Annotated in this window: 15 protein-coding genes; 1 reads left to right on the forward strand and 14 read right to left on the reverse strand. The window is 73.1% G+C overall.

The window, feature by feature from the left end; all coding sequences use genetic code 11:
* Positions 1 to 510: 510 nt before the first annotated feature.
* The 5 genes from ABZ945_RS11830 to ABZ945_RS11850 all read right to left on the reverse strand — a co-directional run bounded on the left by ABZ945_RS11830 (position 511) and on the right by ABZ945_RS11850 (position 7,835).
* Complete coding sequence (locus tag ABZ945_RS11830; protein WP_361267237.1) at positions 511 to 4,704, reverse strand: Rne/Rng family ribonuclease; 4,194 nt, start codon at positions 4,702 to 4,704, stop codon at positions 511 to 513.
* Between the two features lie 183 nt (positions 4,705 to 4,887).
* Positions 4,888 to 5,670: a TIGR03936 family radical SAM-associated protein gene (locus ABZ945_RS11835; protein WP_361267239.1), complete on the reverse strand. Its 783-nt coding sequence runs from the start codon at positions 5,668 to 5,670 to the stop codon at positions 4,888 to 4,890.
* Between the two features lie 397 nt (positions 5,671 to 6,067).
* Positions 6,068 to 6,277: a dehydrogenase gene (locus tag ABZ945_RS11840; RefSeq protein ID WP_361267241.1), complete on the reverse strand. Its 210-nt coding sequence runs from the start codon at positions 6,275 to 6,277 to the stop codon at positions 6,068 to 6,070.
* Positions 6,278 to 6,424: 147 nt separating this feature from the next.
* A complete protein-coding gene (locus ABZ945_RS11845; RefSeq protein WP_361267243.1) occupies positions 6,425 to 6,940 on the reverse strand; it encodes a DUF6879 family protein in 516 nt (171 codons plus the stop codon).
* Between the two features lie 82 nt (positions 6,941 to 7,022).
* Entirely contained in the window at positions 7,023 to 7,835 is an 813-nt protein-coding gene (locus tag ABZ945_RS11850; RefSeq protein WP_361267245.1) for an alpha/beta fold hydrolase, read from the reverse strand.
* A 77-nt stretch (positions 7,836 to 7,912) separates the two neighbouring features.
* On the opposite strand from ABZ945_RS11850, the gene ABZ945_RS11855 reads away from it, so the two are divergent.
* Positions 7,913 to 8,866: a serine/threonine dehydratase gene (locus ABZ945_RS11855; protein ID WP_361267458.1), complete on the forward strand. Its 954-nt coding sequence runs from the start codon at positions 7,913 to 7,915 to the stop codon at positions 8,864 to 8,866.
* An 84-nt stretch (positions 8,867 to 8,950) separates the two neighbouring features.
* Here ABZ945_RS11855 and ABZ945_RS11860 read toward each other — a convergent pair whose 3' ends face one another.
* From ABZ945_RS11860 to ABZ945_RS11900, 9 genes are all read right to left on the reverse strand, one after another.
* The gene (locus ABZ945_RS11860) at positions 8,951 to 10,888 is read right to left on the reverse strand and encodes a TIGR03960 family B12-binding radical SAM protein (RefSeq protein WP_361267460.1); all 1,938 of its coding nucleotides are present in this window, start codon (positions 10,886 to 10,888) and stop codon (positions 8,951 to 8,953) included.
* A 133-nt stretch (positions 10,889 to 11,021) separates the two neighbouring features.
* On the reverse strand, positions 11,022 to 12,542 hold the full coding sequence (locus ABZ945_RS11865) for a CYTH and CHAD domain-containing protein (RefSeq protein WP_361267247.1): 1,521 nt from the start codon (positions 12,540 to 12,542) through the stop codon (positions 11,022 to 11,024).
* Between the two features lie 60 nt (positions 12,543 to 12,602).
* On the reverse strand, positions 12,603 to 13,799 hold the full coding sequence (rodA, locus tag ABZ945_RS11870; protein ID WP_361267249.1) for a rod shape-determining protein RodA: 1,197 nt from the start codon (positions 13,797 to 13,799) through the stop codon (positions 12,603 to 12,605).
* 4 nt (positions 13,800 to 13,803) lie between these two features.
* On the reverse strand, positions 13,804 to 16,008 hold the full coding sequence (gene mrdA, locus ABZ945_RS11875; protein ID WP_361267251.1) for a penicillin-binding protein 2: 2,205 nt from the start codon (positions 16,006 to 16,008) through the stop codon (positions 13,804 to 13,806).
* 7 nt (positions 16,009 to 16,015) lie between these two features.
* On the reverse strand, positions 16,016 to 16,684 hold the full coding sequence (gene mreD, locus ABZ945_RS11880) for a rod shape-determining protein MreD (RefSeq protein WP_361267462.1): 669 nt from the start codon (positions 16,682 to 16,684) through the stop codon (positions 16,016 to 16,018).
* A 4-nt stretch (positions 16,685 to 16,688) separates the two neighbouring features.
* Positions 16,689 to 17,714 (reverse strand): rod shape-determining protein MreC, encoded by a 1,026-nt coding sequence (gene mreC, locus ABZ945_RS11885; RefSeq protein ID WP_361267253.1) that lies wholly within the window; start codon positions 17,712 to 17,714, stop codon positions 16,689 to 16,691.
* A 111-nt stretch (positions 17,715 to 17,825) separates the two neighbouring features.
* A complete protein-coding gene (locus tag ABZ945_RS11890) occupies positions 17,826 to 18,845 on the reverse strand; it encodes a rod shape-determining protein (protein ID WP_105869811.1) in 1,020 nt (339 codons plus the stop codon).
* A 350-nt stretch (positions 18,846 to 19,195) separates the two neighbouring features.
* The gene (gene ndk / locus ABZ945_RS11895; protein ID WP_361267255.1) at positions 19,196 to 19,609 is read right to left on the reverse strand and encodes a nucleoside-diphosphate kinase; all 414 of its coding nucleotides are present in this window, start codon (positions 19,607 to 19,609) and stop codon (positions 19,196 to 19,198) included.
* Between the two features lie 107 nt (positions 19,610 to 19,716).
* Entirely contained in the window at positions 19,717 to 20,076 is a 360-nt protein-coding gene (locus tag ABZ945_RS11900; RefSeq protein ID WP_361267257.1) for a DUF4233 domain-containing protein, read from the reverse strand.
* Between the last annotated feature and the right edge of the window lie 2 nt (positions 20,077 to 20,078).

The raw sequence follows: 20,078 nt of genomic DNA on the forward strand, positions 1-20,078 counted from the left end.
AGTCGCGCGTCCCCCTCCGGCGCGAGCCGACGCCCTGCCGGGGTTGCCGGGGCCTGTCTGCCCCGGAGCCGGATCCGCCACCGGCCGTTATGCGGGCGGCACCCGCCACGACAGCGACCGGGCGTCACATTATCAGGGATCTCCTGGGCCATTTCGGGCCCCTGCGCCCTGCGATGCATCGATTCCGAAACAAAGCCTCCGGCCCGTGGCCGGTGCCTGGTAGGGGTCGCGGGGGTCTGACCGGATACGGCCCCGGGGGTCCCGGCCCGCCGCACCCGCCAAAGCGCCGGACGGGGCCGGATCCGTTCACCCGATGGTCGTCCGGAGTTCCACCGGCAGCCGTCCGAAAAGCATCGTTCGGGCCGGATGGAGCGGAGGCGGCCGGGCCCGCGGGCCCGGCCCGCGGAAAAGCGGGGGGTGGGGGTGCGCCATGGCGCACCCCGCCCCCCGCTCACCGTCACCGGGTCCCGGTCTCCCGGGCCGGCCGCTGCCGGGCTCTTCGCTCCCGGGTCAGTCCTCCGTGGCGGCCGTGACCGCCGACGGCGACTGCTGCTCGGCGGCGACCGTCTTCTTCGCCGCCGCCTTCTTGGTGGTGGCCTTCTTGGCGGTCGTCTTCTTCGCCGCGGTCTTCTTGGCCGCCGTCTTCTTGGTGGCGGCCTTCTTCGCGGTGGCCTTCTTGGCCGCGGTCTTGCGGACCGTCTTCTTGGCCGGCGCCGCCTCCTCGCCCTCGGCGGGTGCCGGGGCCTCGGCCTGCGGGGCCTCAGGCTGCTCCGGCGCGGCCTCGGCGGGAGCCGACACCACCACGACCGCCGCGTCCTCCGCGCCCGTCGGCGAACCGGCCGGGGCGGTGGCCTTGCGGGTGGCGCGGCGGCGGGTACGCGCCGGGGCGGCCGCGGGGGCCTCCTCGGCGGGCGCGGGCTCGGACGGAGCCGCGACCGGCTCGACCGGGGCCGCCGGGGCGGGGGCCACAATCTCGGTCTCCGCCTGCTCCGCGGACTCGGCCGCCTTGGGCGAGCCCGCCGGGGCGGTCGCCTTGCGGGTGGCCCGGCGGCGGGTACGCGCCGGAGCGGCGGCCGGGGCCTCCTCGACCGGGGCCTCCGGGGCCTCGGGCGCCACGGTGGACGCGGCGAGCTCGGGCTCGGCCTGCTCCGGGGCGGCCACGGCGGGCAGCGCCTCGATCTCGATCACCTCGGGCGCCACCTCGGCGACCGCGGGCTGCGGCTCCGGGGCGGGCTCGGCGGCCCGGGGGGCACCGGCCGGGGCGGACGCCCGGCGGGTGGCCCGGCGGCGCCGGCCACGGGTCGCGGCGGCCTCGGCCTCGGCGACCGAGGAGTACAGCTCCTCGTCCGGGGCGACCCGCTCCGGCAGCGGCTCGGCGAGCGAGGTCGGGGCGGCGAGCTCGGCCGCCACCTCCGCCTCGGTCTCGACCGGCTCGGTCGCCACCGACTCGTCGGAGACGTGCTCGTGGACATGGGCGTCGCCGCCCTTGCCGCGCTTCTTGGAGCGCTTGCCGCCGCCACCGCCTCCGAGGGCGGTGGCCTGCTCCATGTGGACGATGACCCCGCGGCCGTTGCAGTGGACGCAGGTCTCGGAGAAGGACTCCAGCAGACCCTGGCCGACCCGCTTGCGGGTCATCTGGACCAGGCCCAGCGAGGTGACCTCGGCGACCTGGTGCTTGGTCCGGTCCCGGCCCAGGCACTCAAGCAGACGGCGCAGCACCAGGTCGCGGTTGGACTCCAGCACCATGTCGATGAAGTCGATGACGACGATGCCGCCCAGGTCGCGCAGCCGCAGCTGGCGCACGATCTCCTCGGCCGCCTCCAGGTTGTTCCTGGTGACGGTCTCCTCCAGGTTGCCGCCCTGGCCGGTGAACTTCCCGGTGTTGACGTCGACCACGATCATGGCCTCGGTCTTGTCGATCACCAGCGAGCCGCCGGACGGCAGCCAGACCTTGCGGTCCAGCGCCTTCATCAGCTGCTCGTCGATCCGGTAGGTGGCGAAGACGTCGGTCTCCGAGGTCCAGCGGGTGAGCCGGTTCGCGAGGTCCGGGGCCACGTGCGAGACATAGCCGTGGATGGTCTCCCAGGCCTCGTCACCGCTGACGATGACCTTGGAGAAGTCCTCGTTGAAGATGTCCCGGACGACCCGGACGGTCATGTCCGGCTCGCCGTAGAGCAGCGTCGGAGCGTTGCCGTTCTTCGACTTCTTCTGGATGTCCTCCCACTGCGCCTGGAGCCGCTCGACGTCGCGGCGCAGCTCGTCCTCGCTGGCGCCCTCGGCGGCGGTGCGCACGATGACGCCCGCGTCCTCGGGGACGATCTTCTTGAGGATGGTCTTCAGCCGGGCCCGCTCGGTGTCGGGCAGCTTGCGGCTGATACCGGTCATCGAGCCCTCGGGCACGTAGACCAGGTAGCGGCCGGGCAGCGACACCTGGCTGGTGAGCCGGGCGCCCTTGTGGCCGATCGGGTCCTTGGTGACCTGGACCAGCACGGACTGGCCGGACTTCAGCGCGGCCTCGATCCGGCGCGGGCCATGGCCCATGCCGAGCGCCTCGAAGTTGACCTCACCGGCGTAGAGCACGGCGTTGCGGCCCTTGCCGATGTCGACGAAGGCGGCCTCCATCGACGGCAGGACGTTCTGCACCTTGCCCAGGTAGACGTTGCCGACGTAGGAGGTCGACTGCTCCTTGTTGACGTAGTGCTCGACCAGGACGTCGTCCTCCAGGACGCCGATCTGGGTGCGCTCGCCGCTCTGGCGGACGACCATGACCCGCTCGACGGCCTCGCGGCGGGCGAGGAACTCGGCCTCGGTGATGATCGGCACCCGGCGGCGGCCCTGCTCGCGGCCCTCGCGGCGGCGCTGCTTCTTCGCCTCCAGACGGGTGGAGCCCTTGATGGACTGCACCTCGTCGGCGGCCTCGCGGGCCGGGCGCGGCTCGCGCACCTTGACGACGGTGCGCACCCCGTCCTCGTCGGCGGCCTCGGCGTCCCCGCCGGTGTCACCGCTGCGGCGGCGGCGACGGCGACGGCGGCGGGAGCTGCTGGTGCCGGCGGCGGACGGCGTACCGCCCTCCTCCGCGTCCTCCTCGTCGCCTTCCTCGTCCTCGTCCTGGTCCTGATCCTGGTCCTGGTCCTCGGTGTGCTGCTCGGCGGAGGTCTCGTCCCCCTCCTCCGCGTCGGCGGCCTCGCCGCGGCGACGGCGGCGACCACCGCGACGGCGGCGGCGCGAGGGGCGGTCCTCGGACTCGTCCGCCTCGTGGTCCTGCTCCTGCTCCGGCTCCTCGACGGCCTCCGGCTCGGCGTCCTCGGCCGCCCGCGCCTCGACGGCCTCGGCCTCGGCGGCCCTCGTCTCGGCGGCCTTCGCCTCGGCCGCCTTCGCGCGGGCCGGCTTCTCCCGGGCCTGCTTCTCCTCGGCGGCGGGCGCGGCCTGCTCGGGCTGCTCGGCGGGCTCGCCACGCCGGCGGCGGCGACGGCGGCCACCGCTCTCCGGCTGCTCGCCCCGCTCCTCACGCCTCGGGGCGTCCCCGCCCCGCTCGGCCTTCTCCTCGCGGACTTCCTCGCCCCGGGTGGCGGCCTCGGCGGCGGCCGCAGCGGCGGCGGTCTCCGGGGTCTGGAACATCGGCTCGGTGAACACCGGCGCCTGGAAGACCGCTACGGCGGGCCGTGCGGCCCGGCGGCCGCGGCCCTGCTCGGGCGCGTCCTGACGCGCCACCGCACCGGCGGTGAACTGCGGCGAGGACGCCCGGCGGCGGCCTCGGCCACGGGTGGCGGCCTCCTCGGCGGCGGCGACCTCGGGCTCGTCGGCGGCGATCTGCGCGACGGTGGCGGCGGGCGGGGTCTCCCCGGCGGCGGCCTCCTCGCCCTGCGCGGGCGCGGCGGTCTTACGGGTGGCCCGGCGGCGGGTACGCGCCGGGGCGGCGGTCTCCTGCGGCGCGGCCACCGGCTGGGCGGTCTCCTCCGCGAGCTCCTCGGCCGTCTCCTCGGCGTCCTCCACCGCGGCCTCGACCTCGGGGGCCCCGGTCGGCGCGGCGGCGGCACGGGTGGCGCGGCGGCGGGTGCGGGCCGGAGCGGTCGGCGCCTCCTCGGCGGCGGGCTGCTCGACGGCCGGGGTCTCCTCGGCGGCGGGGGCGGTGGCCTTGCGGGTGGCGCGGCGGCGGGTACGGGCCGGGGGCGCGGTCTCCTCGGGCAGGGCCGGGACCTGCTCGGCGGCGGCCGGGGCCTGGGCCACGGCGGCCTCCACCTCGGCGGCCTCGGGCGCGCCGGCCGGGGCGGTGGCCTTGCGGGTGGCCCGGCGGCGGGTACGCGGCGCCGGGGCGGCGGCCTCTTCGGCAGCGGGCGTCTCCACGGCCGTTCCCACGGTCTCCGCGACCGTCTCGGCGCTCTCCGCGCCCTCCTCCGCGGCGGGCGGGGGGCCGGCGGCGGCGGTGGCCTTGCGGGTGGCGCGGCGGCGGGTACGGGCCGGGGGTGCGGCCTCCTCGGCGGGGGCCTCGGCCGCGAGGGCGTCGGCACTCACGGGTGCGGCGGCGGCCTCGGCGGTCACCTCGGCGGCCTCCGCGGGGGCGGCGGCACCGGCCGGGGGGCCCGCCGGGCGGGAGGCGGCCCGGCGACGGCGGCGCGGCGGCAGCGTATCGCTGGGCGAGTTCCCGTCGTTGTGGTTCTTGTCCTCGTTGGTACCGGCGGTGCCGGATTCGTTCACTTCGCGCATGCGGGCGGTTCTCCCGTCACGCTCCCGGGCGCCGCGTCAGGCGCGGCCGCCGCACGGGAGCTCTGATGTCTGGCTCGCCGGTTCCGTACGTGGTGTGCGCAGGCCTGGCGAAAGTCTCCGGTGGATGTACGCGGCCGGACCCAGATGGCTCCCGAGTGCCTGGGCCGCGCGGTGACAGCGCTCCTACGCGGGACCCGCACCTGCCGGCTCCGGGGCGGCGGCGGGTCCGGCGGCCGTGGGTGGGGCGGGCCGGGCTGCCTCGCGGTCGGGCGCGAGCGGGTCGGTCACCGTGCCGGACTCCTCGTCGAAGAGCCCCTGCGCCAGCCTGGTCACCGCTGCGGGGACCGGCGGCGCCAGGTCGGCCACAGCTCGGAGACCGGACAGGACGTCGTCGGGTCGTACGGCAGGTGTCACGTGCCGAACAACTAGGCGCAGTATCGCACAGGGGCTCTGGCCCGGCCCATCGGACGGGCCGGATACGGCCTCAAGCCCGGCCACGGCGGCCCGGGCGTCGAACGTGCGTACCCCGTTCTTGGCGGTGCGGCTTACCTCAACGGTCTCCGCGGCGAGGAACTTCCCGACCGCGTCCGCGGCCTCCTCCGCCCCCACTCCCGTCAACCGCAGCTCCCACACCGACCCCGTGAGCCGGTCGGCGAGCCCCGGCGTACGCGCCTCCACGGCGTCGGTGATGTCCAGCCCGTCCGGCAGCGACTCGTCGAGCAGCTGCCGCAGGAGGCCCGGGTCGCGGTGGGCGGTAAGGGCGATCTCCAGGTACTCGGCCTCGGAGCCGGTCCCGGTGGGGGCGGCGTTGGCGTAGGAGACCTTGGGGTGCGGGGTGAAGCCCGCCGAGTACGCCATGGGCACCTCGGCGCGCCGCAGCGCCCGCTCGAACGCGCGCTGGAAGTCGCGGTGGCTGGTGAACCGGAGGCGGCCGCGCTTGGTGTAACGCAGTCGGATGCGCTGCACCGCCGGTGCCGGCGGCGGGCCTTCGGGCTGTCGCTTGCCCAGTGGTTCTTCTCCTCGGTGCGGGGCGGGCGCGGTGGCGCACCGCCCACAAAGCTTGGCGGCCCCGGGGGCCCCGTCCGGCTCACCCCCGCCACCAGGTGGGGGGCGGGGAGATCTCGGCGACGGGTCCGCGCCGGGAGCGTCTGTCCTACCCAGAGTACGCCCGGGCCTGCCGGACGGTTCCCTGGGCTGCGTTCTGCCAGGTCAGAAGGGTGCACCCGAATGGCCTCCGGCCACACCGATCACCCTCCGCCTACCCCCGCACCGGCCGGGTCATGTCACCCGCGACCCGCGGAGGTGGGTCGGCGCGGTGCGGCGAGCCGCGCCCCCGTGGTCCTGGGCTGAGCCCCCACCCCCGTCACCGGCCCCCGAAGAACACCCCCGGCACCGGACAGGCCTCCAACTGCTCCCCGGGCCGGTCGGCCCAACGCCACCACACATGGCGGTCGGTGCAGCCCCACAGCATCCGGCACACCCGCCGCCCGTCCTCCTCCCGCAAGGCGAGCAGAAAGCCCCCGGCCCGCATCGGCTCGCCGCACTCCGGGCAGGCCATGACGTCATCGCTCACCCGCGCACCGTAGCCAGCCGCCCGTGCGCCCTCCTCACCCGGCCCGTGAACCGGCCCCGCCCATGCGCCGCAAGGACACACCGACGGGGGCCGACTTCACGGAGGCGTGCCGGAGTTCCCGCAGCGCTGGGCCGAGCCCTCCCCTGTTCACTCGCCGTGCTCTGCCCACCAGTCGGCGAAGGGCACCGCCCATGCCAAGGCTCGGGCGCGGTAGGCGCGGTACTCCGGAAGCCGGTCGGGGGGCAGGGGTTCGGCGCCGGTGAGGTCGCCCTCGGGGGTGTGGTGCAGCCGGTAGAGGTCGCGGTCGTCGAAGAGCCAGAAGTCGTGGTCGGGCAGGCCCTGCACGTCCCGCTCCGCGCGGTCGATGATCCCGATGGACTCCCCCGCCGCGATGTCGCTTCGGAAGGCGGCCAGCTCGTGACGGAGAAGGGCGTTGAGGGGGGAGCGGAGAATGTGCACCCGGGACAGGCTCTTGCCCTGGTCGGTCATCGAGCGCACCCAGGCGTTGCCGCCCCGCCCCGACGGCCCCAGGACCTCGGTGTCGAGGAACTGCCAGAGCTCCGCCCAGTCCTCCTCCGTATGGGGCTTGTCCAGCGACTCCAGGCGGAACGCCGTCTGCTCGAAGGCGCCCAGGAGGCGTTCCAGGTCCGTACCGGTCAGCATCGGCGTACCCCCTTCGGCCTTGCGGCCGCGTCCTGTCCGACCGGTCGATGGTCCCGCCTCGTGGGCGCCCTGGGCAATGCCCTCAGACAGCGGTCACCTGGGTGGTGAGGAAGTGCAGCAGCACGCTGTTGAAGCGTTCGGGCTGCTCGGCGCCCGGGAGGTGGCCGGACTGGTCGATGACGGACAGGGTGGCGTGCGGGGCGAGGCGGTGGATCGCCTCGGCGGCCGCGACGGGGGTGTAGACGTCGTCCGCGCCGACCACGATCAGGACGGGCTTGCCGACCGCGGCCACGGTGTCCGCGTAGTCGGGGCGTTCGGCTCGGCCGCGCAGGGCCGCGGCGGCGCCGCGCGGGTCGGTGGCCCGCATCATCGCGAGGACGCGCTCGGCGACCTCCGGCAGCGCGGTGACGTTGTACGGGGCGAGCATCTTGTCGATCACCTCGTCCGCGTAGCCGCTCATGCCCTCGGCGAGCAGCCGGTCGGCCAGGCGGTTGCGGAACTCCCTGCCCTCCTCGGTCTCGGCGGGGGTCGAGGTGTCGGACAGGACCAGGGCGAGCACGCGGTGCGGGTGGCGGAGCTGGAGTTCCATGGTGATCTGGCCGCCCATGGAGACCCCGCCCACCACGGCCCGCTCGATGCCCAGATGATCCAGGAGCGCGGCGAGGTCGTCGGCGAAGTCGGCGAGGAGGATTTTCCCGGGGGTGACGGCGCTGGCGCCGTAGCCGCGCAGGTCGGGGGTGACGACCCGGTAGCCGGCCGCGGTCAGGGCCTCGGCCTGGGGCGCCCACAGGGTCCGGTTGAAGGGGTGCCCGTGGATCAGGAGGACCGGAAGGCCGTCTCTTGGGCCGAGGTCGTCGTAGTGGATGGTGGTGCCGCGCAGGGCTATGGCGTTCATGAGGGGACCCTAGCGTCCATGATCGGCAGACCTCGGGAGAGGATCCGGGTCCGTTGGAGGAAGAAGGAGGGGTCGTGGTGCGGGAGTTCGGCTACGGGGATATCGAGGCGGCGGCCGACCGGATCGCGGGGCGGGTTCGGCCCGTGGCCGTGGCGCCGGTCGGCCTCGGCGGCGGCGGGCCGCGGGGCCAGGAGGTCTGGCTGGCGCTGGAGTTCCTGCAGCACACCGGCAGCTTCAAGGCCCGGGGCGCGCAGAACTTCCTCCGGGCGCACCGGGACGCGGGCACCCTTCCGGACACCGGGGTGACGATCGCCTCCGGTGGCAACGCGGGGCTGGCGTGCGCCTGGGCCGCCCGGCAGTCGGGCGTCCCGGCCACGGTGTTCCTGCCGGCCACCGCCCCCGCGGTCAAGGCGGCCCGGCTGCGCTCCTACGGGGCCGATGTCCGGCTGGTGGGTACGGAGTACGCCGAGGCGCTGGCCGCCTGCGAGGAGTTCGCGGCCACCAGCGGCGCGCTCACCTCGCACGCGTACGACCATCCGCTGATCGCGGCCGGCGCGGGCACCCTGCTGGACGAGATCCTGGCCCGGGTGCCCGAGCTGGACACGGTCGTGGTGGCGGTGGGCGGCGGGGGGTTGTTCGCCGGGGTCGCCACCGCCGCCCGGCACCACGGCATCCGTACCGTCGCGGTCGAGCCGCGGAACTGCCGCGCGCTGCACGCCGCCCTGGAGGCGGGCCGCCCGGTGGACGTCGCCGTGGACTCGGTGGCCGCCGACTCCCTCGGCGCCCGCCGGGCCTCCGCCCTGGCCCTGCACGCGGCCCGGCAGGACGGGGTGCGCGGCGTCCTCGTACCGGACGAGGAGATCGTCCGGGCGCGGCAGCTGCTCTGGGACGAGCACCGGCTGGCGGTCGAGCACGCCGCGGCCACCGCCTTCGCCGCCCTCACCTCGGCGCCGGGCCTCGCGGGCGAGGGCGGAAAGGTCGCCGTGGTGCTGTGCGGGGCCAACACCGACCCGGGCGATCTGGCCCGCTGATCGCGCGTTCTTCCGGGCGCTGGGCCGGGAACGCCGTCGCCCCTCCCACCGGGTGGCGGGAGGGGCGGACAGAGACCAGGGCGGCTACTTGACCACGGTCAGCGGGAGCAGCTTCTTGCCGGTGGGGCCGATCTGGATGGAGGTGTCCATCTGGGGGCAGACGCCGCAGTCGAAGCAGGGGGTCCAGCGGCAGTCCTCGACCTCGGTCTCGTCCAGGGCGTCCTGCCAGTCCTCCCAGAGCCAGTCCTTGTCCAGGCCCGAGTCGAGGTGGTCCCAGGGCAGGACCTCCTCGTAGCCGCGCTCGCGGGTGGTGTACCAGGCGAGGTCCACGCCGTGCTCGGGAAGGGCCTTGTCGGCGCAGGCGATCCAGCGGTCGTAGGAGAAGTGCTCGCGCCAGCCGTCGAAGCGGCCGCCGTCCTCCCAGACCGCGCGGATGACGTCGCCGACCCGGCGGTCGCCGCGGGAGAGCAGGCCCTCGATGATGCCGGGCTTGCCGTCGTGGTAGCGGAAGCCGATGGAGCGGCCGTACTTCTTGTCGCCGCGGATCTTGTCGCGCAGCTTCTCCAGCCGGGCGTCGGTCTCCTCGGCGGAGAGCTGCGGCGCCCACTGGAACGGGGTGTGCGGCTTGGGGACGAAGCCGCCGATGGAGACGGTGCAGCGGATGTCGCCGGAGCCGGAGACCTCGCGGCCCTTGGCGATCACGTTCATCGCCATGTCGGCGATCTGGAGCACGTCCTCGTCGGTCTCGGTGGGCAGACCGCACATGAAGTACAGCTTCACCTGGCGCCAGCCGTTGCCGTAGGCGGTGGCGACCGTGCGGATCAGGTCCTCCTCGGAGACCATCTTGTTGATGACCTTCCGCATCCGCTCGGAGCCGCCCTCGGGGGCGAAGGTGAGCCCGGAGCGGCGGCCGTTGCGGGTCAGCTCGTTGGCCAGGTCCACGTTGAAGGCGTCCACGCGGGTGGAGGGCAGCGAGAGGCCGATCTTGTCCTCGGTGTAGCGGTCGGCCAGGCCCTTGGCGATGTCGCCGATCTCGGAGTGGTCGGCTGAGGAGAGGGAGAGCAGGCCCACCTCCTCGAAGCCGGTGGCCTTCAGCCCCTTGTCCACCATCTCGCCGATGCCGGTGATGCTTCGCTCCCGCACGGGGCGCGTGATCATGCCGGCCTGGCAGAAACGGCAGCCGCGGGTGCAGCCGCGGAAGATCTCGACGGACATCCGCTCATGGACGGTCTCGGCGAGCGGGACCAGCGGCTGCTTGGGGTAGGGCCACTCGTCCAGGTCCATGACGGTGTGCTTGGAGACCCGCCACGGGACGCCGGAGCGGTTGGGCACCACGCGGCCGATGCGGCCGTCGGGCAGGTACTCCACGTCGTAGAAGGCGGGGATGTAGACGCCGCCGGTCTTCGCCAGGCGGAGGAGGACCTCCTCGCGGCCGCCGGGGCGGCCCTCGGCCTTCCAGGCGCGGATGATCCGGGTCATGTCGAGGACGGCCTGCTCGCCGTCGCCGATGACCGCCGCGTCGATGTAGTCGGCGATCGGCTCCGGGTTGAAGGCCGCGTGGCCGCCGGCCAGGACGATCGGGTCGTCGACGGTGCGGTCCTTGGACTCCAGGGGGATGCCCGCGAGGTCCAGCGCGGTGAACATGTTGGTGTAACCCAGCTCGGTGGAGAAGCTGAGGCCCAGCACGTCGAAGGCCTTGACCGGGCGGTGGCTGTCCACCGTGAACTGGGGGACGCCGTGCTCGCGCATCAGCTCCTCCAGGTCCGGCCAGACGCTGTAGGTGCGCTCGGCGAGGACCCCGGCCTGCTCGTTGAGCACCTCGTAGAGGATCATGACGCCCTGGTTGGGCAGCCCCACCTCGTAGGCGTCCGGGTACATGAGGGCCCAGCGGACATCGCACTCGTCCCAGGGCTTGACGGTGCTGTTGAGCTCACCGCCGACGTACTGGATGGGCTTCTGCACATGCGGGAGCAGGGCTTCCAGCTGGGGGAAGACCGACTCCGCGGTCGGACCCGCGGGCAGTTCCGCGGACGGGCCCGCGGACGACGCGGCGGGCGGCACGGCAGCGGCAGACGACTCGGAAGACATCGGGAACCTTCGTGGGCGGCAGGGCGACTTACCAGCGTACCCGGGATCGGGGACGTCCCGTACGCCCTCAGAGGTTCCGCAGTGTGCTGGTGCGGCCTTGCTCGGCCGTCTGCGCCCACACCTCGGGCAGGTCGCGTTCGACCCGCTCGGCCTCGCCCTCCTCGCGGCCGTAGAGCAGGCCCCAGGTGAACGCGGTCTCGCCGGCCGCGTGGGCCTTGATCGCCAGCTGCCGCAGCTGCTCGCGGGCGACCACGCCGTCCTGGTGGTCGCCGAGCAGCTTCTGTACGCCCTTGACCGCCTTGGCCAGCTTCTTCGCGGGCTTGCCCAGGGCGGGCCGGGCGGCCTCGGCGGCGTACCGGGCGCGCTTGGCGGCCTTGCGGGCCTCGTGCAGGGCGAGGTCGCGGTCGTGGCCCGCCGGGGTGTCGAGGGCGGTGCCGATCCGGCGGGCGAGGCGGTCGAAGTCCTTGAGGACGGCCTTGGCGAGGACGGGCTCGGCATCCTTGCGGGCGGGCTTGCGGAAGGGCGGGTCGGCGAGGAGGGCGTGCAGGGCGTCAAGGAGGCGGGCGTACCGCTCGCTGTCGAGCGTGGCGAGGGTGTGCTGGTGCGAGGAGGTGCGGCCGGCGGCGGCCCAGGCGGTGAGGCGGGCGCGGACGGGGCCGAGGAGGAGGGTGGTGGGGACGGCGTCAAGGTGCGCGGTGAGCCGTTCGGTCAGCACCTCGTGGTCGCGGTCGGTGCCGAGCTCGCCGGCCAGCCACTTCAGCTCGTCGGCGAGCGGGGTGGTGGCGGCCGGGTCCAGGACCTTCTTGTACGTCTTGAAGGCGCTGCGCATCCGGCGGGTGGCGACCCGCATCTTGTGCACGGAGTCGGGCAGGTCGCGGCGGACGGCGGCGTCGTAGGTGGTGAGCGCCTCGGCCTGCTCGTACAGGTAGGCCAGGACCCGGTCGCCGGCGGTGGAGCCGGTGGGCGGGGTGCGGTCGGGGACGCGGCGGCCGGTCTCGGCGAGGGCGCGGGCGAGCTTGGAGGGGGCGTCGGAGACGGTGACCCCGGCCTTGCGCAGCCGCTTGGTGACGGCGTCCAGGAGGGCGGGGTCGGTGCCGTCGGCGAGTTCGACCTCTATCTCGGTCCAGGTGACCGCGGTGACCTTCTTCCCGCCGAGGCGCTGGGCGCGGACGGTGTCGGTGGACAGCTCGGCGAGCGGGGTGCCGTCGGCGGCGAGGAGATGGCGGATCTCGCGGCGGGAGCGGAGCCGGACCAGCGGGGCGAGGGCGGCGTCCCGGGTGCGGGCGCGGACCAGGGCGGCCAGGTCGTCGGGGACGGTGTCGCTGAGCGGGGCGTGCAGCTCGTCCCGTACGCCGGGGGCGACCGGGAGCTTGAGGTGCCAGCCGGCGTCCGAGCCGCCGGTGCGGCGGCGCAGGGTGATCCCGGCGGCGGCCAGCCGCAGGTCGGCGGTGTCGTGGTAGACGGCGTCCAGCTCGACCGTGCCCTGGTCGGCGACGCTGCTGATACCGGCGGTGCCGGTGAGGTCGGGGAGCCGCGTACCGGGGGTGGCCTCGTACTTGCGTTCGATCTCGCGCCTGGTGTCCGCCATGGTCGTAAAGTGCCCCGGTGGCGGCTTCCTATGCCGTCACCGGGGCTTGCACCAGGGCCGTCAGGCGCTCATGGGTCGCTGCACCCGGATGGACTGGAGCAGTCCGACCGCCACCCAGACGGCGAACATCGCCGACCCTCCGTAGGAGACGAACGGCAGCGGCAGTCCGGCGACCGGCATGATGCCGAGCGTCATCCCGATGTTCTCGAAGGACTGGAAGGCGAACCAGGCGATGATCCCGGCGGCGACGACCGTCCCGTAGAGCTCGGTGGTCTCCCGGGCGATCCGGCAGGCCCGCCAGAGCACCACGCCGAGCAGCGCGATGATCGCACCGGCGCCGATGAAGCCCAGCTCCTCGCCGGCCACCGTGAAGATGAAGTCGGTCTGCTGCTCGGGCACGAACTGGCCGGTGGTCTGGTGGCCGTTGAACAGCCCCTCCCCGTACAGCCCGCCGGAGCCGATGGCGATCCGGGCCTGGTTGGTGTTGTAGCCGGCGCCGGCCGGGTCGAGTTCGGGGTTGGCGAACGCCGCGAAGCGGTTGATCTGGTACTGGTCGAGCACCCCGAGCGCGGCCACCGCCACCGCGCCCGCGATCCCGGCGCCGATCAGGCCGAAGATCCAGCGGTTGGAGGCGCCGGAGGCGAGCAGCACCCCGAGCACGATCACCACCATGACCATCACCGAGCCGAGGTCCGGCATCAGCATCACGATGGCCATCGGGAGCACCGCGATGCCCAGGGACTTGGCGACGGTGCGGTGGTCGGGGTGGAGCTGGTCGCCGGCGTCCACCTTGGCGGCGAGCAGCATCGCCATCCCGAGGATGATGGTGACCTTGACGAACTCCGAGGGCTGGAGCGAGAGCCCGCCGACCTTGATCCAGGCGTGCGCGCCGTTGATGGTGGCGCCCAGCGGGGTGAGCACCAGCAGCACCAGGACCACCGACAGGATGTAGAGCACCGGGACGGCGCCGCGCAGGGTGCGGTGGCCGAGCCAGATGGTGCCGACCATCAGGGCGAGCCCGATGCCGGTGTTCATGGCGTGCCGGAAGAGGAACGAGTAGGGGTCGCCGCCGTTGAGCTCGGTGCGGCCCCGAGTGGCGGACCACACCAGCAGGCAGCCGAGCACGGACAGCGCCAGCGCGGCGCCCAGCAGCGGCCAGTCCAGCCGGCGCACCATCGAGTCGCGCGCGGTCATCCTGGCCCAGGTGCCGCCCTTGTCGGGGGCGTAGCGGGGGACGGAGAAGTGGTTGGCGGCCATGGCGTCAGTCCCTCCGGGCCGGTGGGGTGCCGGCGTGCGGTGGCGGACCGGCGAGCTGCTCCTGCCCGGTGTACTCGTTCGGGTCGACCTTCTGGGCGTTGGGGTCGTACGGGGCGATGGGCGGCGCCTCGATGGAGCCGTCCGCCTGGACCTTCGGCAGCTGCTTCTGCGGCCCGGGCAGCAGGGCCCGCTTGAGGTCCTGCTTGCCGGAGTCGTCCAGGCCGTACAGGGCGTCGTAGATGTTGCGCACGGCGGGGCCGGAGGCGCCGGAGCCGGTGCCGCCCTGGGAGATCGTCATCACGATGGTGAAGTCGTCGGTGTAGGTGGCGAACCAGGAGGTGGTCTGCTTGTCGTAGACCTGGGCGGTGCCGGTCTTGGCCCGCATGGGGATCTTGTCCTGGGGCCAGCCGCCGAACCGCCAGGCGGCGGTGCCGCCGGGCTCGACCACGGACCGCAGGCCCTTGTCGAGGTTCTTGATGGTCTTGGCGTCGACCGGCAGCTTCCCGTGCGCCTGCGGCTTGATCTCCTCGACCCGCTTGCCGTCGGGGCTGATCACGGCCTTGCCGACGGTGGGGTTGAAGAGGGTGCCGCCGTTGCTGATGGCGGCGTAGGCGGTGGCCATCTGGATGGGGGTGACCAGCACGTCACCCTGGCCGATGGCGTAGTTGATGCTGTCGAACGCCTTCAGCTGGTTGCCCTCCAGGCAGCTCTCGTAGGCGATCTGCTGGACGTAGCTGCCGCCCTTCTTGCCCTGCTTGCACCAGATGCCCTTGTTGGCCTCCCAGAAGGCCTGCTTCCAGCGGCGGTCCGGGATGCGGCCCTTGACCTCGTTGGGCAGGTCGATGCCGGTCTCGGCGCCGAGCCCGAAGTCATGGGCGGTGCGGTAGAACCAGTCGTGGGCGCCCTTCTTGGGCTTCAGCCCGCCGTCCCGCTGCCACTCCTCGTGGCCCAGGCGGTAGAAGACGGTGTTGCAGGAGAACTTCAGGGCGTCGCCGAGCGAGATGGGGCCGTGGCCCTGGGACTCGAAGTTGGCGAAGCTGCGGCTGCCCAGGCTGTAGGAGCTGGAGCAGTTGTAGCGGCCGTCGAAGTCGTAGCCGGCCCGGACGGCGGCGCTGGCGGAGACCACCTTGAAGATGGAGCCGGCCGGCGCCTGGCCCTGGATGGCCCGGTTGAGCAGCGGATAGTTGGACTTCTTGCCGGTCATCCGGGCGTACTCCTTGCCGGAGATGCCGCCCACCCAGGCGTTGGGGTCGTAGTCCGGCTGGGAGGCCATGGCCACGATCCGGCCGGTCCTGGACTCCATCACCACCACGGCCCCGGAGTCGGCCTCGTACGGACGGCCGGTGACCTTGTCGGTCTCCTTCCGCACGGTCTTCATCGCCTGGTACAGCTCATGCTCGGCGACCGCCTGCACCCGGGCGTCGATGGAGGTGACCACCGAGGAGCCGGGGCGGCCCGGGTCACTCGCCGCCTCGCCGAGCACCCGGCCGAGGTTGTCCACCTCGTAGCGGGTGACCCCGGCCTTGCCGCGCAGCGCCTTGTCGTAGGTGCGCTCCAGTCCGGAGCGGCCGACCATGTCGGAGCGGAGGAACGGCGAGTCGCTGTCCTTGGCCTTCTGGATCTCCTCGTCGGTGACCGGCGAGAGGTAGCCGAGGACCTGGGAGGTGCGGGACTTGCCGGGGGCCGGGTAGCGGCGTACGGCGGTGGGTTCGGCGGTGATGCCGGGGAAGTCCTCGGCGCGCTCCCGGATCTGCAGGGCCTGCTGGGTGGTGGCCTCGTCGGTGACCGGGATGGGCTGGAAGGGCGAACCGTTCCAGCAGGGCTGCGGGGTCTCGGCGTCGCAGAGCCGGACCTTGTCGGTGACGTCCTTGGGCTTCATCTTCAGCACCCCGGCGAGCCGGGTCAGGACGCCCTTGCCGTCGTCCTTCATCTTCATCAGCTCGGTGCGCGAGGCGGAGACCACCAGCCGGGTCTCGTTGTCGGCGAGCGGGATGCCGCGGGCGTCCAGGATGGAGCCGCGCACGGCGGGCTGGACGACCTGCTGGACGTGGTTGTTCTTCGCCTCGTCGGTGTACTCCTTGCCCTGCCGGATCTGCAGGTACCACAGGCGCCCGCCGAGGGTGAGCAGCAGGGAGAAGACCAGGACCTGGATGACGATCAGCCGCACCTGGACACGGGGCGTCCGGCCGGTCTCGGGGATGTTGGTCACGTGAGGCTCACAGTCGCTTGACGCTCTTGATGCGGCCGGCCCGGGCGGCCCGGTTGCGGGCGGCCTTGACGCGCAGTCCGCCGCGCTGGTCGCCGATGCGCAGCCCGGTGCCGAAGGCGCTCCAGCCGCCGGCCACGTCCGAGCCGGAGGAGCCGGGCGACTCGGCGAGCGGGTCGCTGTCGGCGCGTCTGGCCAGCGCCATGATCAGCGGCACGGTGAAGGGCGCGAGCAGCAGGTCGTAGATGACGGCGGTGATCAGCAGGGAGACCAGGCCGACATGGCGGGCGGCGGTGTCGCCGACCAGGGCGCCGACGCCCGCGTAGAGCAGGGTGGAGCCGACGGCGGCGAGCGCCACCATGGCCATCGGGATGGTGATGGAGCGCAGCGGCCCGGTGGTCGGCTTGGCCAGCCCGACCACATAGCCGACCACGCAGAGCACCAGGGCGTAGCGCCCGGCGGCGTGCTCGGCGGGCGGGGCGAAGTCGGCGAGCAGCCCGGCGGCGAAGCCGACCAGGGCGCCGCTGACATGCCCGTACACCAGGGCCAGGCCCACCACGGTGAGCAGCAGCAGGTCGGGGACGGCGCCGGGCAGTTGCAGCCGGGCCAGCACCGAGACCTGGAGGACCAGGGCGACGAAGAGGAGGGCCGCGGAGAGCAGGATCCGGTTGACGCGCATCGCCTTACTCATCCCCCGCCGGGTCGTTGGCCGCCGGCTGGTCGGCCGGGTCGTTCTCGTCGCGGACCGCCGGGTCCTGCGGCTGGGCGTTGGGCGCCGTGGACGGGCCGCCGCTGGGGCCGGCGGTGGGTGTCGGGGTCACCGTGACGGTGACGGTGGGCTCGGGCTTCGGCTTGGGCGGCAGGACCGTGTCGCGCGGGTCGGTGCGCGGGGCCTGGACCACGACGCCGACCACGTCGAGCTTGCTGAAGGAGGCGTACGGGCGGACGAAGACGTTCTTGGTCAGCTCGCCGCCGGAGGGGTCCACCCGGACCACCTCGCCGACCGGGACCCCGGCCACGAACGGCTTGTCGGCCTGGGAGCCGAAGGTGACCAGCCGGTCGCCGGGCTTGATCCGGGCCTTGCCGTTGAGGAACTGCACCGACAGCGGGCGGTCGCCCTGGCCGGTGGCGAAGCCGAGTTCGTCGGTCTTCTCCATCCGGGTGCCCACGGTGAAGTCGGGGTCGTTGGCGAGCAGCACGGTGGAGGTGGAGGGGCCGACGGTGGTGACCCGGCCGACCAGTCCGTCGCCGTTGATGACGGTCATGTCCCGCTTGATGCCGTCGTTGGCGCCGGCGTCGATGGTGACGGTCCAGGAGAAGCCCTGCGCGGATCCTATGGCGACGACCTCGGCGGCCTTGATGCCGTACTGGCCGGCGCCGGCCTTGCGCAGCAGGTTGTCCAGTTCGCGCACTCTGCTGCGGTTGCGGTCGTCGCTGCCGAGTCTGGTCTTCAGCGCGGCGTTCTCGCGTTCCAGGGCGGCGATGCGGTTGTGGCGCTCGCCCGAGTCCCGGACGGCCCCGATGGCGTTGCCCACCGGGTCGACGGCGGACGCGACGCTGTTCTCGACCGGGCCGAAGACCGTGGCGGCGGCCCGCCGGGCGCCGTCGACGGGTGACTCCTCGCCGCCGCGGATGTCCACCGTGATCAGTGCGAACGCGATGACGACCAGCAGCACCAGGAGCAGCCGGCTCTCTCGTGTGTCCCTCACGCGGGCGGCCGTGCCTTCCTCGTAGCGATGTGTATGCCGTTATACCAACCGCGGCCGGGGCCCGCCCGGTAGGCGGCCCCGGCCGGAGCCAGGGTGCTGCTTACCCGCGGGTTACCTGCGGGGCTGGGCGTCCAGCACCTGCTGGAGCGCCTCGAACTCCTCCACGCACTTGCCGGATCCCAGCGCCACCGAGTCCAGCGGGTCCTCGGCGATATGGATCGGCATGCCGGTCTCCCGGCGCAGCCGCTCGTCCAGGCCGCGCAGCAGCGCGCCGCCGCCGGTGAGGACGATGCCCCGGTCCATGACGTCGCCGGACAGCTCCGGCGGGCACTTGTCCAGGGTGGTCTTGACCGCGTCCACGATGGCGTTGACCGGCTCCTCGATGGCCTTGCGCACCTCGGCGGCGGAGATGACCACCGTCTTGGGCAGCCCGGAGACCAGGTCGCGGCCGCGGATCTCGGTGTGCTCGTCGGTCTCCAGGTCGTACGCGGAGCCGATGGTGATCTTGATCTGCTCGGCGGTGCGCTCACCGAGGAGGAGGCTGTACTCCTTCTTGATGTGCTGGATGATCGCGTTGTCCAGCTCGTCGCCGGCCACCCGGATGGACTGCGCGGTGACGATTCCGCCGAGCGAGATGACGGCCACCTCGGTGGTGCCGCCGCCGATGTCCACCACCATGTTGCCGGTGGCCTCGTGCACCGGCAGCCCGGAGCCGATGGCCGCGGCCATGGGCTCCTCGATGATGTGCACCTGGCGGGCGCCGGCCTGGGTGGACGCCTCGATCACGGCGCGGCGCTCCACTCCGGTGATGCCGGAGGGCACGCAGACCACGACCCGCGGGCGGGCCAGGTAGCGGCGCTTGTGGATCTTGAGGATGAAGTAGCGGAGCATCCGCTCGGTGATCTCGAAGTCGGCGATCACGCCGTCCTTCAGGGGCCGCACCGCCACGATGTTGCCGGGCGTGCGGCCGATCATCTTCTTGGCCTCGGCGCCGACCGCCAGGATGCCACCGGTGTTGGTGTTGATCGCGACGACGGACGGCTCGTTCAGGACGATGCCGCGACCCCTCACGTACACCAGCGTGTTGGCGGTCCCGAGGTCGACAGCCATGTCACGGCCGATGAACGACATTGAGTTCCCCTTGTTTCCCATGAGGATGCGTCGGACCTCCCCAATCAGAGCTTGACGGCTTCTCAGGTCGGCGAGGTGGTGGGTGGGTGCGAGCGAGGAGTTTCATCGTAGTGCCGACCGCCCGGAACCGGCGCGGTGGGCCGCCCGCTCACACCTCTGTACAGGTGACACCTCTGTACAGGTGACGAGGCATCGGACCGATGCGTTCCCTTAGGTTGCGCTCATATGCCGAAGGGCGACCGAAATTCCATCGGTCGCCCCAGGGCTTTGATCGCCGTATGCGCTGTATGGCGGACAGCGGGCCGCGGATTGCCGACTCCGCGGCGTCCCGGCGCGGGCCTGATCGCGGATCAGGAAATGCCGGGGAAGAAAATCTTCAGCTCCCGAATGGCGGACTCCTCGGAGTCCGAGGCGTGGATCAGGTTCTCCCGGACGATGGTGCCGAAGTCGCCCCGGATGGAGCCGGGCTCCGCCGCGATCGGGTCGGTGGGGCCGGCCAGCCGGCGCACGCCCTCGATCACCCGTTCGCCCTCGACCACCAGCGCCACCACCGGGCCGGAGGCCATGAAGGCGACCAGCGGCTCGTAGAACGGCTTGCCCTGGTGCTCGCCGTAGTGCAGCTCCAGCGTGTCCTGCCCGAGCTCCCGCAGCTCCATCGCGGTGATGGTCCAGTCGGCCTTCCGCTCGATCCGACCGATGATCTCCCCGATCAGGCCGCGGCGGACCGCGTCGGGCTTAAGGAGGACGAGGGTGCGCTGGGACATGTGTGGCGGCTCCTTGCAGGCGTGCGGTGCGGTGAGCTGAGGCTACAGGGCGGCAAGCGGCCGCTTGTACGCCGGTGGGGTGACCCCGGCACCCGCCCCGGAGGGCCTCAGGACGCCGGGGCGCCTTCCGTCTCCTCGGCCTGGGCGGCCCAGCGCGCCTTGGCCTCGTCGATCTTCCGTCCGTAGTGGATGGACGCCCACCACAGCCCGCCGAACACCACGCCCAGGAAGAACATCAGCGGGACCACGAAGCCGCTGGCGATCAGCGCGATCTGCAGCGCCCAGCCGAGCTGGAGGCCGCCGGGGCGAGTGATCATCCCGCACAGCAGCACGCTGAGCGCCATCAGCACCCCGCACACCGTCCAGACCGTGCCCAGGGACAGGGTGTCGTCCTTCATCGCCACCAGCCCGGCGAAGCCGATCACGAAGAACTCGCCGATCAGGGTGGAGGCGCAGAGCGTACGCATGG

The sequence above is a fragment of the Streptomyces sp. NPDC046887 genome (genome assembly GCF_040644755.1).
In the GTDB taxonomy this organism is placed as follows: Bacteria; Actinomycetota; Actinomycetes; order Streptomycetales; family Streptomycetaceae; genus Streptomyces; species Streptomyces lichenis.

What these genes read in the sequence shown, in the direction of transcription:
- ABZ945_RS11830 (WP_361267237.1), bottom strand. Translation starts at nt 4,704, where the DNA reads ATGCGCGAAGTGAACGAATCCGGCACCGCCGGTACCAACGAGGACAAG.
- ABZ945_RS11845 (WP_361267243.1), bottom strand. Translation starts at nt 6,940, where the DNA reads ATGCTGACCGGTACGGACCTGGAACGCCTCCTGGGCGCCTTCGAGCAG.
- ABZ945_RS11850 (WP_361267245.1), bottom strand. Translation starts at nt 7,835, where the DNA reads ATGAACGCCATAGCCCTGCGCGGCACCACCATCCACTACGACGACCTC.
- ABZ945_RS11865 (WP_361267247.1), bottom strand. Translation starts at nt 12,542, where the DNA reads ATGGCGGACACCAGGCGCGAGATCGAACGCAAGTACGAGGCCACCCCC.
- rodA (WP_361267249.1), bottom strand. Translation starts at nt 13,799, where the DNA reads ATGGCCGCCAACCACTTCTCCGTCCCCCGCTACGCCCCCGACAAGGGC.
- mreD (WP_361267462.1), bottom strand. Translation starts at nt 16,684, where the DNA reads ATGCGCGTCAACCGGATCCTGCTCTCCGCGGCCCTCCTCTTCGTCGCC.
- ABZ945_RS11890 (WP_105869811.1), bottom strand. Translation starts at nt 18,845, where the DNA reads ATGTCGTTCATCGGCCGTGACATGGCTGTCGACCTCGGGACCGCCAAC.
- ndk (WP_361267255.1), bottom strand. Translation starts at nt 19,609, where the DNA reads ATGTCCCAGCGCACCCTCGTCCTCCTTAAGCCCGACGCGGTCCGCCGC.
- ABZ945_RS11900 (WP_361267257.1), bottom strand. Translation starts at nt 20,076, where the DNA reads ATGCGTACGCTCTGCGCCTCCACCCTGATCGGCGAGTTCTTCGTGATC.